A 16,374-nucleotide genomic window follows, 5' to 3' on the forward strand; every position below is an offset into this window, starting at 1 on the left:
ACGGGGGAAAGTTCGAGGACATGAACGGCGACAAGCACCTGGATTCCAGTCCGTTTCCCACACCCGGGTCATCGGAACCCGCCGAGCCGAGCACCGTCGCCGCCCGATGGCGAGCCGTCGCCGCGAGCCGTGGCGACGCCGTCGCAGTCCACACGCCCGAGGCGTCGATCACCTTCGCCGAGGCCGCGTCCCGCGTGGAGCTGCTCGCCGACCGGATCGTCGCGAGCACCGAGCCCGGCGAGGCCGTCCCCGTCGAGATCGAGTCCGACATCGACTCGGTGATCTCGATGCTGGCGGTCTGGTGCTCGGGACGACGTCTCGTCCTGCTCGATCCGTTCCTGCCCGAAGATCGACGCGCGAACATCCTGCGACTGTCCGGGGCCAAACCGTCGACCCCGTCGACCGCACCGGCTCCCACCAGGGACGAGGCCCGCGGGCGGACGGTCGTCGAGCCGGGACCCGACGACCCGGCGGTGCTGCTGTTCACCTCCGGCTCCACCGGCGCCCCCAAGGGTGTGGTGCTGCCCCAGCGGATGCCGGTGAACCATGCGCGTGACGGACGTCGGTTCTTGCGTCTGGGCCCCGACGATCGGGCTGCGGTCCTGCTCCCGCTGAGCTTCGGCGGCGGGTTGGACGCGCTCGCGATGAGCCTGCTGAACGGCGCGACCATGCTGCTCTGGGATGTCCGCCGCCGCACCACCACCGGGTTGCGGGACTGGCTGTCCGCGACGGGCGCGACAACCGCACACTGCACGCCGTCACTTCTGCGCTCATGGCTGGGCGAACTCTCCGCCGACGATGCCATCGGATCACTACGCCTGTTGTCCACCTGCGGGGAACCCGCTCACGGGGACGACGTCCTGCGCGCACGCCGGACGATCCTCCCACGCGGCGAGTTCTGTTGCTGGGCAGGGGCGTCGGAGGTCGGAAACCTCGCGTTCAACCTCTTCCCGCCCGAGCGGGACGTCGAGGCCGGCGCGATACCGGTCGGCAGTCCCGCGTCGGACAAACGCATCCGCATCGTCGATGAGCACGACGCAGACGTGCCCGCGGGCGTCACCGGAGAGGTCGTCGTCGAGTCCGCACACATCGCTTGCGGCTACCACGCGAATCCGGAACTGACGGCCCGGCGATTCACCTCGCTGCCCGATGGTCGGACGCGCTACCGCACCGGAGACCTGGGCCGCCTCGGCGAGAACGGCGAGCTCTCGCTGCTCGGACGGGATGACGACGCCATCAAGGTCCGCGGCTACCTCGTCGAGCCGCTGGAAGTGGAGGCCGCACTCCTCGCCCTGCCCTGGACGGTCGATGCGGTGGTCACCGCGAACCGGAACGAGGGGCGCCTGACCGCACACGTCGCGGTCGATCCGGCGAAATGGTCGCCATCGCCGGCCGAGATCCGACTCGAGCTCGGGAAGTCGTTGACGCCGTGGATGATCCCACGGGACATCATCGTGCTGTCCGAACTACCTCGCAATGAGCGCGGCAAGGTAGTCCGCGCGGAGCTACCGCCGCCGCCTCCGCGGCCGGCTCCGGAACCCCCTCGTGGGCTGACCGAGTTTGCGTTACACCAAGTCTGGTGCGACATCCTGGGACTCGAGAACATCGGACGCAACGAGGATTTCGTCGAACTCGGGGGCGACTCGCTCGCCGCCGCGAAGATGCTCGCCGAGGTGGGACACCATCTCCAGTTGGACGTGAACACCGCGATGCTCGCCGAGGCGCCGACGATCGCTCGGTTCGCCGCCCGGATCGAGGCCGCGGCGAAGGATCGGTCGAAGAACGCCTCGGGCGCCACTCTGATCCCGTTGCGGAAGGGCACCGGCGACCCGATCTTCCTCATGGCCGGCGCCGGTAGTCTCGCGACGAGCCTGACGCCCATCGTCCGGGCACTCTCCGGCGACCGTCCCGTCTACGCCATCCAGTCCAGGGGCGTCGAGAAGCGGGGTCGCGCAGACCATTCCGTCCGTGCTGCCGCACGCCGCGCGATCACCGACATCCGCTCGGTCCAGCCGCGCGGCCCGTACCAGGTCGGCGGATACTCGCTGGGCGGATTCATCGCGGTCGAGGTGGCTGCACGCCTCACCAAAGCGGGCGAGACCTGCCACACCGTGGCGGTGCTCGACTCCGTGATCGATCCCGTTCTGGCGCAGCGACTCTCCGGCGAACGCCCGAACCTGATCCAGCGGGTCCGCAGCTCACTGCGCTCCCTCACCGCCGCGAAGGAGACCCTCCCCGACCGGACCGGTGGCGATGAGGACAGCAGGCCCGGTGGCTCACCTCTGCAGCGTGCGCTGCAGGAGATCGCCCTCAAGGTGCTGGTGCTCACCGCCGGACTCGTGCCGTTGTCCACGTCCGTCCAGTGGGTGGTCTTCTTCCGGCTCGGCACCGAGATGATCCGACGGCACCGACCGAGCCCCTACTCCGGTCCGATCACGGTCATCCGGGCCCGTACCAACACCGACGATCCGGCATTGTGGGGCCATTTCACCTCGGGCCGGGTCGAGTTCGTCGACGTCGACGGCGACCACATCTCGGTGATCCGCGCACCGCACGCCACCGCGACCGCTCGGGCGATCGATCAGGTCCTGGAGCGCACGTCGGACTGAGGTCGCATGCGACGTCGTTCCGTCGGGGCGAGTTCGGTCGAGGTCGTGTCGCCGGGTTGATATCGCACGCGACGTCATTCAGGCGCAACCGTTCTGACGGGTCAGTCTCCGTCGGCGGCCTTCTTGATGCCTGCCAGCCGGCGATCCCATCCTCGCGCGATGGTGTCCAGGTGCCGCGCGAGGCGCGAGAGCTCCGAACCGACCGCCTCGTAACGGATTTCACGACCGGCCCGGGACGCCGTGACCAGGCCCGCATCGGTCAGGACCTTGAGGTGTTTGGCTATCGCCCGACGGCTGATCGGCAACTCGGTCGCGAGCGTCGACGCCGACGCCGGTTCGGTTCCCAAGCGGACGAGAATCTGCCAGCGACTCTCGTCGGCGAGAGCACCGAAGACCTCGACCGGGGCGACGTCAGGCACGAGAACCGCTCGTCAGGTGAGTGCGTGCCAGTTCGAGCTCGATCTTCCAGCCTTCGGTGTTGCCGTCGAACTTGGCCCGCCGATCCGCATCCGAACCCGACAGCGCGGCGAATCCCGACTCGACGACCTTGAGGATCACTCCGGACCCGGAGTCGGCGATCCAGAACTCGACGAGCGTCGACTCCGAGTCGGGATCGGATGCGTCGGCCAGCCACCGGAAGGCGGCGTATCGCGGTTCGTCGAGCTTCACGGTGCGAAAGACGAAGGCGCCGTGGACCGGATCGTGAACAGTCGATGACTTGCAACCCGCTGGTTGCAACAAGTGTTTCAGCCGACCAACTCGGCGAGTCTCCGGATCGCGAACTCGTATCCGCGGATGCCGTAGCCCGCGATGACGCCTGCCGCGATGGGCGAGACGTAGGAGTGGTGCCGGAACGCCTCACGCTGGTGCACGTTGCTGATGTGCACCTCGAGGATCGGCACGCCGGGTACGACCAGGGCATCGGCGAGGGCCACAGACGTGTGGGTCCACCCGCCGGGGTTGATGACGATGCCACTGATCTTCCCGACCGATTCGTGAATCCAGTCGATCATCTGACCCTCGTGGTTGGTCTGCGCGGCGCGCAGACCGAAGCCGAGTTCCGATGCCGTCCGTTCGGCGAGGTCAACGACGTCGTCGAGCGTCTCGGAGCCGTAGATCGCGGGCTCCCGGGTGCCGAGCGTGTTCAGGTTCGGCCCGTTGAGCAGCAGGATCGGCAACGGTTCGACGCCGGCGGCATCGGACGTGGAGTCGGACATGGGTTCACCATAGTCTCCGCCGCCTCGCCGACCGGGGCGAGACACCTCAGCGGCTACCATCTCTCTTTGTGCCAGCGCAGACCGTTCGACGAGCGAGGATCGTCGCCATAGTCACGGGCCTGCTCGGGTTCCTTCTCGCGCTGGCCACGCCGCTGATGCCGGTCGAACAGAAGACCGCGGAGATCAACTGGCCGCAGAACGGACAGATCGGTTCGGTCGCCTCCCCACTCATCGGCTACACCCCCGTCGACCTCGACGTCACCATCCCGTGCACGGCGGTCGACGACCTGCCGCCCGGTGGTTCGGTCCTGTTCTCGACCACACCGAAGCAGGCGGAGAAGTCCGCCGAGCGCGGCCTGTTCATCCGCAAGACCGGTGCCGCCGACGCCCCGGCCGACCGCCAGGGCGTCGAGGTCGTCATCCGCAACGTCCCGCTGGTCTCGGCGAGCCTCCAGGACATCCGCACGCAGGACTGCCGCGAGATCGTCGTCCACGCCGATTCCGACGCGGTGACAGCCGAATTCGTCGGCATGACCGACGACGCAGGCGATCCGCTCGCGGGAACCACCGAGGACAAAGAGGCCTTCAAGAACTCGCCCGATCAGCGCCCGCAGGTCACCGGTCTCTTCACCGACCTGTCGGGTCCGGCGTCCGATGTCGCCGGTCTCGACGCGCATGTCACCGTCGACTCCCGGTACAACACCGCCCCGACCATCTCGAAGTTGCTCGTCGTCATCGTCGGTGTCAGCTCGACGCTGCTCTCGCTCGCCGCACTGGCAGCCCTCGACTCGACCGACGGTCGTCGGCACCGGCGCATCTTCCCGGCCCGCTGGTGGCGCCTCAACGCACGTGACTACGTGGTGATCGGCGCGCTGATCCTCTGGCACATGATCGGCCCCAACACCTCCGACGACGGCTATCTGCTGACGATGTCGCGGGTCGCGCAGGACAGCGACTACACCGCCAACTACTTCCGCTGGTACGGCGCCCCGGAGGCGCCGTTCGGCTGGTATTACCAGGTCTTCGGGTTGCTCAGTCATGTGTCGGTGGCCAGTCCGTGGATGCGGCTTCCGGCGCTCGCCTGCGGAATCCTGGTGTGGCTCATCGTGAGCCACGAGGTGATCCCGCGGCTCGGTCGTGCCGCGGTCACCCGCCCGATGGTCGCGTGGACCGCCGCCTTCGCCTTCCTCGCCTGCTGGTTCCCGTTCAACAACGGACTGCGTCCCGAGCCGATCATCTGTCTCGGCGCCCTGCTGACCTGGTGTTCGGTGGAACGCGCCATCGCCACCGGTCGGCTGCTGCCGGCCGCGGTGGCCTGCCTGGTGGGCGCGTTCAGCATCGCCGCCGGTCCCACCGGTGTGCTCGCGGTCGCGGCGCTGATCGCCGGTGCACGACCGATGATCATGGCGCTGATCAAGCGCGCCCGGGTGATCACCGGCGACTCGACCTCGCGTCACGCGCTGAGATGGTCATTCGTCGCGTTGATCGCCCCGATCCTGGCCGCCGGCAGCTTCGTGGTCTTCGTCGTGTTCTCGAACCTGACCCTGCGCTCGTTCTCCGAGGCGTCGAGCATGAAGACCGCGCTCGGGCCGTCGATGAACTGGTACAACGAGCTCGGGCGATACTCCGCACTGTTCGCCTTCTCCGCCGACGGGTCGATCGCACGACGCTTCGCGGTCCTCGCGATGATCCTCGGCCTCGTGGTGTCCGCGGCGGTCCTGATCCGCAAGAACCGGATCCCCGGCACCGCCATCGGACCCACTCGGCGCATCGTCGCGATCACCTTCGCCTCGCTGGTGTTCCTCATGTTCACACCGACCAAGTGGACCCATCACTTCGGTGTCTTCGCCGGTATCGCCGCCGCGCTGGCGGCCATCGCCGCGATCGCCGCGAGTCAGCAGTCGATGCACTCACGACGCAATCGCACCCTGTTCTGTGCGCTCGTCCTGTTCATCGGCGGTCTGGCGTTCACCGGCCCGAATTCCTATTACTACTACTCCTCCTGGGGAATGCCCTGGGGGATCCAGCAGGTGACGATCGGCGGCCTGATGCTCGGCAGCGTCCTGCTCTACGCGTCGCTCGCACTTCTCCTCGTCGCGCTGTGGTTCCACTTCCGTGAACCCTTCACCGGCACCGACCCGCATTCCGCGGATCCGCATGTCACCGACGCGGATCCGAAGGCACCCGTCGACACGTCCGAGCAACGCTGGTACCGGCGACTGTTCGCCTCGGTGGCCGCCGCACCCCTCGCCTATCTCGCGATGGCCGTCGTCGTCTTCCAGATCATCACCGCGATCTTCGCGGGCATCCACCAGAGCTCCTCGTATTCGGTGCCGCGGTCCAACCTCGCGGCGGTTGCCGGTAAGCCGTGTGGGATGGCCGACAAGGTGTGGGTGGAGTCCGACCCGAACCGCGACATGCTGCGGCCGGTCGACTCGTCGCAGGCCAACCCGCTCGGCGGTCCGGCCCCCGCCCCCGGCGCCTCGCCCGCCACCTCGGGCTTCTCCCCCAACGGTGTACCGACGGACCTGGCGTCGACCGCCAGCGAGGGCTCGCTGGGCGTGCTGTCCGGCAACGTCTGGGCGGACCCGAAGATCCTGAACTCCAACCCGGGGGGCACCGGAGGCGGCGAACTGCCCGAGCCCGGCGTCAACGGCAGCACCGCGGCACTACCGTTCTTCCTCGACCCCACGACGACGCCGGTCATGGGTAGTTACTCCAAGTTCGACCAGGTTCCGGCCCGCCTCACCTCCGGCTGGTACGCGCTCCCGAAGAACTGGCGTGACCGTCCGCTGCTGACGATGTCGGTGGCCGGCGAATACGACAACCCGAACGTGATGCTCGAATACACCGCCGACCCGATCGGCCCGGACACCAAGGACGCCGACCTGACCGCGGCCGGTGAGACCGAACTCATCGACCCCGGGCCCCGCCCGGCCTGGCGCAACCTGCGCTACAACACCGACGAACTGCCCGCCGACACCACCGCGGTCCGCATCGTGGCCACCGACGACAACCTCAACGAGGACCGCTTCATCGTGCTGACCCCGCCCCGGGTGCCGCAGATGGACACCTTGCAGGACGTCGTCGGCAGCACCGACCCCGTGCACGTGGACTGGACGTCCGGGCTCGGGTTCCCGTGCCAGCGGCCCTTCACCCACGACGTGGGTGTCGCCGAGATCCCCAAGTGGCGCATCAAGCCGGGGTCGGATCTCGCCGCAGCCGTGTCGGCGTGGCAGAACAGCTTCGGCGGCGGCCCACTCGGCTGGATCGAGGTCTCCCAGCAGGCCACCGCCCTGCCGACGTACCTGATGGCCGACATCGGTCGCGACTGGGGCGCGCTGGAACGCTACGAACCGTACGGCGGCGTGGACACCCTCGCCGACATCGAGACCGGTACGCAGACCCGCAGCGGCCTGTGGAGTCCCGCGCCGATCAGATACTGACCCTTCAGGGAGCAGTAGGTCAGGGAGCGGGAAGGTCGCAGCTCAGGGTGCGCGGTAGGTGAGCGGGTGCCGGTCGCATACGATCAAGCACCGTGCCTGTGACAGCCCCGACGTCTCGTGTTTCCGCACGTACCGCCCGTCTGATCGCGATCGTCGCGGGTGTCCTCGGCGTGGTGCTGTGCGCACTCACGCCCTTGCTCCCGGTGAAGGCCACCGACGCCGACATCACCTGGCCGGCGGGTCAGGAGCTCAACGCCGAGACGTCGTCGGTGATGGCGCCGCTGATCGCGCAGACCCCGCAGACTCTCGACGCCCGGATACCGTGTTCGACGCTGGCGAGTGCCCCGACCGGCGTGATCCTGGCGACCATGCCCGTGAGCGCACCGACGTCGAAGGGTTCGTCGCTGTGGGTGACCGGAACCGATCAGGCCGTCACCGTCACGTTCCGAAACAGTGTCGCGGCCACGGCGCCACGTGCCGACCTCGACCGTTGCCGTGAACTGCACATATTCTCCGCACCGAGCGGGCCGGGCGCCCAGTTCGTCGGTCTCGGCGACTCGACGGTGCTCCCGCCGGAGAAGCGCCCGCAGGTCGCCGGGATCTTCAGCAACCTGAGCCCCGAGCGGGTCCGCGCCGCGGCCGCCGACGGGATGTCGGTCTCGATCCGCGTCGACAACCGCTACGAGTCGTCGCCGACGGTGCTGAAGATCGTCGTGATGGTCCTCGCCGTGATCTCGGTGATCGTGGCGCTCATCGCGCTCGCCCAACTCGACCGAATCCTCGGGTACCACCGCCGGATCGGGGCGCGCACCCGTGCCTGGTGGCACTCGCTCAAGCCGCGGGCCACCGACCTGGTCGTCACCGCCATCCTGCTGATCTGGTTGTTCCTCGGCGCCGGATCGCCCGACGACGGCTACATCCTCAACATGGGCCGCACGGCCGACGGATTCGGGTACCTGGCGAACTACTACCGCTTCTACGGCATCCCCGAGGCGCCGTTCGACTGGTACTACAGCTTCCTCTCGGTGTGGTCGTCGATCTCCTCGTCGATCCTCTGGATGCACATCCCGGCGATGGTCGCGGGCCTCGTGTCGTGGTTCGTCCTCAGCCGGGTGCTTCTGCCACGCCTGGGTCCGGCAGTGCGCCGCAGTGCATGGGCGACGTGGGCCGCCGCCCTGACGTTCACCGCGTTCTGGTTGCCGTTCTGCAGCGGACTCCGCAGTGAGGGCATCATCGTCCTCGGCTCCCTGTTGACCTGGTGGGCAGCCGAGCACGCCATCTCCACCCGTCGTCTGCTTCCCGCCGCACTCGCCGCCGGGCTCGCCGGGTTCACCCTCGCGCTCGCGCCGCACGGTGTCGTCGGTATCGCGATCCTGCTCGTCGCGGCGCGTGCCCTGCTGCACATCCTGCTCCGCCGCCGCAACGAACTCGGTGGTTCGCGGTGGACGGCGACCGCGGCGCTCGTCGCGCCGATCGTCGCCGCGGGGATGGTCGTCCTGGTCGTCGTCTTCCGGGACCAGACCCTCGCGACTGTGCTGGAGGCGATCAAACTCCGCTACACCGTCGGTCCGGTGATCTCCTGGCACCAGGAGTTCCTGCGGTACTACTTCATCTCGGTCGTCACCGACGACGGTTCGCTCACCAGACGCGTACCGCTCCTCCTGCTGCTCGCCGGCCTGTTCGTGGTGGTCGCGGTGATGTTGCGGCGCACCCGCATTCGCGGCATCGATCCCGGCCCGGTGTGGCGTCTCGTCGGGGCCGTCGGCGTCACCCTGCTGCTGTTCGTGTTCACCCCGACCAAGTGGACGATCCAGTTCGGCGTGCTCGCGGGTCTCGCCGCCGCGATCTCCGCGGCCGCGACCATCGCCGTCGTGCAGTCGGCGGCGCGTTCGGCTCGCAACCTGACCGTCTTCGTCTCGGGTCTGCTCTTCGCGATGGCCGCGGCGATGGCCGGCTACAACTCGTGGCCGTTCGCTTACGAATACGGCATCTCCTGGTTCGACCGGGCGCCCGTCATCGCCGGATACGGCGCGTCGACGCTGTTCCTGATCCTCGCCGTACTCGCCGCCGCGCTGGCGGTGTGGCAGCATCTCCGGCTCGACTACGTCACCAATCGTGGACTCGCACACAGCGACACCGGTCCCGGCGAAACCCGGGCAGACCGACGTCGCCTGTTCCTCGCCTCCTCCCCGATCGCGGTGATCGCCGGCCTGCTCGTCGTCGTCGAGATGCTGTTGTTCGTGAAGGCGGCCGTCACCCGGTATCCCGCGCCGACGGTGCTCGCCGAGAACCTGAACACCCTGCGCGGCAACCCGTGTGGCCTCGCCGACGAGGTGCTCGTCGAACTCGATCCGAACACCGGGATGCTCACCCCCGCGGGTGGTGCGTCGGCGACCGCGGCGTTGCGCGGCGAGAACCCGGTGGGCTTCTCCCCCAACGGCATTCCGGATGACCTCCAGCCCGAACCCGGAAGTCAGCGACCGGGCCAGATGAACGTCTCGGCGAGCATGGCACGCCCGTTCGCCATCACCGGCGGACTCGGTGCGGGCACCACCGGTGGTCGCGGACCCGAGACCGTCAACGGTTCGACCGCCAAACTCCCCTTCGGACTCGATCCCGCCACCACCCCGGTGCTCGGCAGCCACGGCTACAACGGGGAGGCGCGTCTGACGACCGGCTGGTACGACCTGCCCGCCGACCGTGCCGCCTCGCCGCTGCTCGTGTTCAGCACCGCGGGCGCCGTCTCGACCATCGACACCTTCGGGGTCCGGAACTTCGGGCAGAAGATGGTCGTGCAGTTCGGCCGTCCGGGACCGGACGGCTCGTTCGAACAGGTCGGCCCGGACATGCTGCCCATCGATCCCGGACCGGTGATCCTGAACCGTCCGTGGCGCAACATGCGTATACCGATGTCGGCGGCCCCGCCCGCGGCGACCGTGATGCGACTGTCGTTGCAGGACAACAACCTCGGCGACCAGCAGTTCATCGGGATCACCCCGCCCCGCGCTCCGCAGCTGCAGTCTCTGCAGGAGGTCGTCGGATCGTCGGCGCCGACCCTGATCGACTTCGGGGTGGCCTCACACTTCCCGTGCCAGCAGCCGATGGGTGTCTCGCACGGCGTCGCGCAGGTGCCGCAGTGGCGGATCCTGGGTGACTACCCGCTGACCAACTCGCAGTCCAAGACCTGGCAGGCCGGGGTCGACGGCGGCCTGCTGGGCATCTCGGAGGCGACGACCTCGGCACGGGCCGTGTCGACCTATCTCGAGGACGACTGGGCCCGCGACTGGGGCGCGCTGGAGAAGCTGACGCCGCTGGTGCCCGGTGCACCGAATGCACAGATCGACACCGCACAGACGACGCAATGGGGCTGGTCACGCACCGGCTCGATCAGGGTGGAGCCCCAATCCGATGAGTGAATCCAACCGCACCGCGAAGATCGTCGCCGTCGTCACGGGCCTGCTGGGCTTCCTGCTCGCCATCGTCACGCCGATCCTGCCGGTCAACCAGACCACCGCCGAACTCAAATGGCCACAAGGCGATTCCGTGTCGGATGTGGCGGCGCCGCTGGTGGCCTTCGTCCCGATCGACATGGACATGTCCGTGCCGTGTTCGCTGGCCTCCCGGTTACCCGCGCAGGGCGGGGTCCTTCTCTCGACGACGCCGGCGGGCGGCCAGGACGACTCCGCCCGCGGTCTCTTCGTCCGCGCCACCGCCGACACGCTGACGATGATCGACCGCAACGTGGTGCTTCTCAACACCGATCGTGCGGCGGCGCAGGCCAACCCGAACTGCCGCATCGTGATGCACGCCGACGGCGAGGGCGTCGACGGCCGTTTCGAGGGCCTGCCCGCGCCCGACGCCGCCACCGGCGGTCTGCACGAGTTCGCCATCCCCGACCACGAGATGCGCCCCCAGATCGTCGGCATCTACAGCGATCTGCCCGCCGACGCGTCCCGGGACGGACTGTCGCTGCGCGCGACCATCGACACCCGCTACGTCAGCTCGCCGACGCCCCTCAAGCTCGCGGCGATCGTCGTCGGCATCGTGATGACGATCCTCTCGCTCATCGCACTGGGCGTCCTGGACCGCCGGGACGGTCGCGCGCACAAGCGATTCCTGCCGACCGGCTGGTGGACGATCCGCCCTCCGGATGTCGCAGTCGTCGCGATTCTCGCCTTCTGGTGGTTCGCCGGTGCCAACACCTCCGACGACGGTTACAACTTCACGGTCGGCCGCATCACCAGCGAGGCCGGCTACGCGGACAACTACTTCCGGTACTTCGGCGTCCCCCAGGACCCGTTCGGCTGGCATTTCCAGGTCATCTCGTGGATGACGAACGTCAGCGTCGCCACGCCGTGGATGCGCCTGCCGGCCTTCCTGCTCGGACTCCTCGGCTGGTGGCTCATCAGCCGCGAGGTGATCCCGCGCCTGGGACGCGCGGTCCGCAACAGCACCCCCGCCGTGTGGTCGGCCGCCTTCGTGTTCCTCGCGATCTGGTTGCCGTTCAACAACGGTCTGCGTCCCGAACCCGCCGAAGCCGTGGGTGCGCTGCTCACCTGGTGCTGCGTCGAACGGGCCATCGCCACCAGACGTCTGCTGCCATACGCGATCGCGGTGGTGACCGCGGCGTTCACGCTGGCCCTCGCGCCCGGCGGACTGATGGCGGTCGCCGCCCTCCTCGCCGGCATCCGGCCGATCGTCAAGACCCTGGTGTCCCGGAGAAACCGCGACGGCCTGCTGCCGATGCTCGCGCCGATCCTGGCGGCGGGCACCGCGGTCCTCTTCCAGATCTTCTTCGACCAGCCGATCGGCGCGCTCATCGCCGGCAACAAGGTCGCCTCCGACGTCGGACCTACTCTCGAGTGGTGGCAGGAACCGATCCGGTACTACTACCTGATCCTGCCCACCGCGGACGGCACCCTGGCCCGTCGTTTCGGCGTGCTCACAATGATCCTGTGCCTGTTCGTCGTGCTGCTGCGCCTGCTGCGTCGCGAGCATCCGAACGGGGTTGCGCGCGCTCCGATCTGGCGTCTGGTCGCGGTCACCCTGGGCACGATGTTCTTCATCGCGTTCACCCCGACCAAGTGGACCCATCACTTCGGTGTGTATGCGGGTATCGCCGCCGGTCTCGCCGCCGCAGCGGGCGCGATGATGGCACCGGCGGTGCTGCGGTCACGCCGCAACCGCACCTTCTTCGCGGCCACTGTTCTCGCGATCACCGGGATCTCCTTCGCCGGCACCAACGGCTGGTGGTTCGTCGGCAGCTACGGCGTGCCGTGGTGGGACCGTCCGCCGGCCGTCGGCGGGGTCAACGTCGCGTGGTTCATCCTCCTCGCGGCGGTCGTCACCGCCCTGGCCGGACTGTGGTTCCACTTCCGCGACGACTTCGTCGACGAACAGACCCGTACCCGCGGCGGTGACCACTGGTATTCGAAGCTCAAGTTCTCACCGCTGCCGGTGATCTCGGGCCTGATGGTGTTGTTCATGGTCGCATCGTTCCTGAAGGGCGCCTACGAGCAGCGGGATTCCTGGTCCTGGATGAAGTCGAATGCTCGTGCCCTGACCGGCAATTCGTGCGGCCTGGCCAACGACGTCCTGGTCGAGGCCGACCCCACGGCCGGCCTGCTCGCTCCTTCAGCGGTGAACGGTCGTCCCGCACCCGGTGTGTCGCAGGCACTGTCGGGTCCGGATGCGACCGGCTTCACGCCCAACGGCGTCCCCGACAAGCTGTCGGTGGACGCCACCGAGAACAACGACTCCGCCACCACGAGCGCCCAGAACACCGCACAGACCGGCGCCGGTGCGGACGAGTCCGCCAACTCGTCGTCGGCGCAGGGCGGGACCGAGGGCGGCCAGGGCGCACGCGGCATCAACGGGTCGACGGTGCGCCTGCCGTTCGGTCTGAACCCTTCCGCCACACCGGTTCTCGGCAGTTACGGAGCGCCGTCGGGCTCCGCCTCCCTGACCACGGACTGGTATCAGCTGCCCGCACGCTCGGACGACGCACCGCTGCTGACCATGGCGGTCGCCGGATCGGTCGAGGCGGTCGACGGCATCGGTGTCGTGCACGCGGGCCAGAAGGTGATCGCCCAGTTCGGTCGCCTCGGCGCCGACGGCCGCGTGGTGCCGACCGGCCAGATGTTCCCCATCGACATCGGCGAGGTCCCGACGTGGCGCAACCTGCGGTTCCCGCTCGCCGATTCGCCGCCGCAGTCCACCGTGGTGCGCATCCTGGTCGAGGACACGGCCGCGGCGTCGTCGGAGTGGGTGGCCATCACGCCGCCGCGCGTCGGCAAGCTGGCGACACTCGACGACGTCGTCGGCCGGACCGATCCGGTGTTCATCGACTGGCTGCCCGGCCTGGTCTTCCCGTGCCAGCAGCCGATGAAGGTGCGTAACGGCGTCCTCGAGGTGCCCAAGTGGCGGATCATGCCCGACGCGGAGGCCACCCGGAAGAACAGCCAGACCTGGATGTCGGGCACCGCGGGCGGTCCGCTCGGCATCACGGAGGCGATGCTGCGTCCGACCCTGCTGCCGACCTACCTGCGCAACAACTGGGGACGCGACTGGGGCGGCCTGCAGCGGTTCACCGAGATCATCCCGGCGCCACCGGCCGAGATCGACCTCGGAGAGGCACGACGGTCGGGTCTGTACGACCCCGCACCGATGCGTTCCAGCGGGTACTGACACGTCGTGACCAGGGACGACGGGGACGCGCGGCTGATACCCAGGACGGCCCCGTCGAAACCTGGCGACCCGCCTTCGTTACCGCACCGTGATCTCCAATCTCGGTTGCGTCACTCATCCCCGGTGACGCTCGAACAGGCCGCGATCGGGACCTAGCGTCGTGTTCATGAGTAAATTCACGGCACCAGGACTCAGTACGGAATCGGCAGACGAGGTGGCCGGAATCCTGCAGGAGCGCCTCAGCGCGCTGAACGACCTGCACCTCACTCTCAAGCACATCCACTGGAACGTGGTCGGCGCGAACTTCATCGGCGTCCACGAGATGATCGATCCGCAGGTGGAACTGGTGCGCGGTTACGCCGACACCGTCGCCGAGCGCATCGCGACGCTCGGATCGTCGCCGCGGGGCACGGCCAAGGCGATCGAGACCGACCGCTCGTGGAGTGACTACTCGATCGGACGGGACACCGCGCAGGCACACCTCGGTGCCCTCGACCTCGTCTACGACGGTTTCATCACCTCGCACCGGGACGCGATCGAGAAGATCGGCGAGATCGACCCGATCACCGAGGACATCCTGATCGGGCAGACCGCCGAACTCGAGAAGTTCCAGTGGTTCGTCCGCGCCCACCTCGAGAGCTACACCGGGGAGCTGACCCACGCCGGCGCCAGTGGCGAGAAGGAAGCCGCCGATGCCGCGCGCTGACCGAGAAATCCGCTAGCCCGGTGAGGGCCGTCCCCCGGCCCTCACCGAAACCGCGGTCGCGAATGCCCACACCACCCAGTTCGCGGCCGCGGTTTCTCCTCCCTCGAACCGATCACGTTGCACGAACGACTCTCGACGTGACGCGGTGATCGCCGCACGTCCGGGAACCGACGCTTTGTTACTCTGAGCACAGGCTTTTGCCGTGAACAGGATGTGAAGACAGCGCGTCCGACCGGATCAATCGGGGCGTCCTCGCTCTGACGGGGAGGTACGTGTGGCTGATACACGATCATTCACGCTGTTCAACGATCTGGAGCTCCACATGCAGTTCGCGCCGGTCTGCCGGCTGTCGGACGGAGCGTTGGCCGCCGTCGAACTGCAGCTTCGTGGCCCCGCCGGGACCCGACTCGCCACCGCCGCCGCCCTCAAGCGGGCCGCGCGACTCGTCGAGGAACATCCGGTCCTGGACGAACGCAAACGCAAGATGGCTGCCGACCCGCGCGCACAGTCGCTGGCGAAGATCCTCCCGCTGCTGGTCAATCTCGACCTCGAACTGATCGACAATCTCGACGACGAGACGACGCGCACGCTCGAGCGCCATGTGATGGTGGTCTTGCCGGATGCCGTCGAGCGCAGCCCACAACGCACCCTCGCCCGGGTCGCCCGGGCGCGGGACGCCGGCAAGATCATCTGCGTCGACGGCCTGGTCCGCAGCGAGCACGCCGCCACCCTGCTCTCGCTCGTCGAACCCGACATCATCGTGACCGGCGCCGAACTGCTCGCCAAGCAGGCGACCGCCGATTCCGCCCAACTCGCGCACGCGCTGGCCGCGCACACCGAGCGCAGTCATGCCGTGGTGATCGCCGAGGGCGTCGACGACGAGCAGTCCCGCGTGACCGCTCAGACGATGGGTGCTGCGTTCGGTATCGGCGATCTGTACCCGCCGGTGTCCGACCCGTCCGTACTGGCGTCGCGGACCATCGTGCCGCTGCCCGAGATGCCGGTGTGGACGACCCCAGACCCGGACAAGTCGACCCCGTATCGGATCGCCTCGAGCTCGATCGAACCGCGGATGGGCAACAAGCGGCTGCTCATCGAGATGAGCAAGGCGCTGGAACACCAGGCTGCGATCGGCGGCGCCGCCATCGTCCTGGGCACCTTCCAGTACGCCGAACACTTCACCCCACGCACCGCCAAGCGGTGGCGGGAGATGTCGGAGAAGACCGGCCTGGCCGGTGTCTACGGGGTCGGACTGCCCGACGTCCGCGACGGCAACGTGCATCGCGCGCCCCTCGATCCCGAGGACGACCTGATCAACGAATGGAACGTCGCGGTTCTCGGTCCGCACTTCGCGGCCCTGCTCTCCGCTCGCGACCAGCACGACGCCGGACCCGACCTGGAGCGCACCTTCGAGTTCGTCCAGACCTATGACCGGATGACCGTCACCCAGGCCGTTCACTCGATTCTCGCGCGGTTCGCCTGACCCTTCGATACGCCCCTCCGCAAGCTCCGGGGCTACTCAGGGAGCACCACGCCGCCGCTCCGCAAGCTCCGGGGCCAACTCAGGGAGCGGGACGATTTGGGTTTGTCACAGCATCGCTGACTACGATGCGCCTGTGCCAAAGTCGCCTGGAGTGTCCGAAACAGACGAGCCCGCCGTCGGCGCCGATACCCCTGCAGCGCATCCTTCCGACCGCTCCTCCCGCACT

General features: G+C 68.3%; 8 protein-coding genes and 1 pseudogene. 6 read left to right on the plus strand and 3 right to left on the minus strand.

Annotation, left to right across the window (positions count from 1 at the left end):
* Positions 1–20: 20 nt before the first annotated feature.
* On the plus strand, positions 21–2,609 hold the full coding sequence (locus BPODLACK_RS19745) for an alpha/beta fold hydrolase (RefSeq protein ID WP_159406041.1): 2,589 nt from the start codon (positions 21–23) through the stop codon (positions 2,607–2,609).
* Positions 2,610–2,710: 101 nt separating this feature from the next.
* On the opposite strand, the gene BPODLACK_RS19750 is transcribed toward BPODLACK_RS19745, so the two are convergent.
* From BPODLACK_RS19750 to aroQ, 3 genes and pseudogenes are all read right to left on the minus strand, one after another.
* Entirely contained in the window at positions 2,711–3,028 is a 318-nt protein-coding gene (locus BPODLACK_RS19750) for an ArsR/SmtB family transcription factor (RefSeq protein ID WP_159406042.1), read from the minus strand.
* Positions 3,021–3,323 (minus strand): annotated as a pseudogene (locus BPODLACK_RS19755) (ATPase); the annotation flags it as partial. The gene BPODLACK_RS19750 and the pseudogene BPODLACK_RS19755, both read right to left, overlap by 8 nt.
* A gap of 32 nt (positions 3,324–3,355) precedes the next feature.
* Positions 3,356–3,826: a type II 3-dehydroquinate dehydratase gene (gene aroQ / locus BPODLACK_RS19760; protein WP_159406043.1), complete on the minus strand. Its 471-nt coding sequence runs from the start codon at positions 3,824–3,826 to the stop codon at positions 3,356–3,358.
* Positions 3,827–3,894: 68 nt separating this feature from the next.
* On the opposite strand from aroQ, the gene BPODLACK_RS19765 reads away from it, so the two are divergent.
* The 5 genes from BPODLACK_RS19765 to BPODLACK_RS19785 all read left to right on the plus strand — a co-directional run bounded on the left by BPODLACK_RS19765 (position 3,895) and on the right by BPODLACK_RS19785 (position 16,148).
* Positions 3,895–7,272 (plus strand): arabinosyltransferase domain-containing protein, encoded by a 3,378-nt coding sequence (locus BPODLACK_RS19765; protein WP_159406044.1) that lies wholly within the window; start codon positions 3,895–3,897, stop codon positions 7,270–7,272.
* Between the two features lie 92 nt (positions 7,273–7,364).
* On the plus strand, positions 7,365–10,688 hold the full coding sequence (locus BPODLACK_RS19770; protein ID WP_006438293.1) for an arabinosyltransferase domain-containing protein: 3,324 nt from the start codon (positions 7,365–7,367) through the stop codon (positions 10,686–10,688).
* Positions 10,681–13,959 carry an arabinosyltransferase domain-containing protein gene (locus BPODLACK_RS19775; protein ID WP_006438292.1) on the plus strand — a complete coding sequence of 1,093 codons (3,279 nt, stop codon included), beginning with the start codon at positions 10,681–10,683 and terminating at the stop codon, positions 13,957–13,959. Before BPODLACK_RS19770 ends, BPODLACK_RS19775 begins: the two co-directional genes overlap by 8 nt.
* Positions 13,960–14,125: 166 nt before the next feature.
* Positions 14,126–14,665 carry a Dps family protein gene (locus BPODLACK_RS19780; RefSeq protein WP_024498792.1) on the plus strand — a complete coding sequence of 180 codons (540 nt, stop codon included), beginning with the start codon at positions 14,126–14,128 and terminating at the stop codon, positions 14,663–14,665.
* 274 nt (positions 14,666–14,939) lie between these two features.
* Positions 14,940–16,148, plus strand: a complete 1,209-nt coding sequence (locus BPODLACK_RS19785) for a DICT sensory domain-containing protein (RefSeq protein ID WP_024498793.1) — start codon at positions 14,940–14,942, stop codon at positions 16,146–16,148.
* Positions 16,149–16,374 lie beyond the last annotated feature (226 nt).

The sequence above is a fragment of the Gordonia sp. YY1 genome (genome assembly GCF_009872315.1).
In the GTDB taxonomy this organism is placed as follows: Bacteria; Actinomycetota; Actinomycetes; order Mycobacteriales; family Mycobacteriaceae; genus Gordonia; species Gordonia amicalis.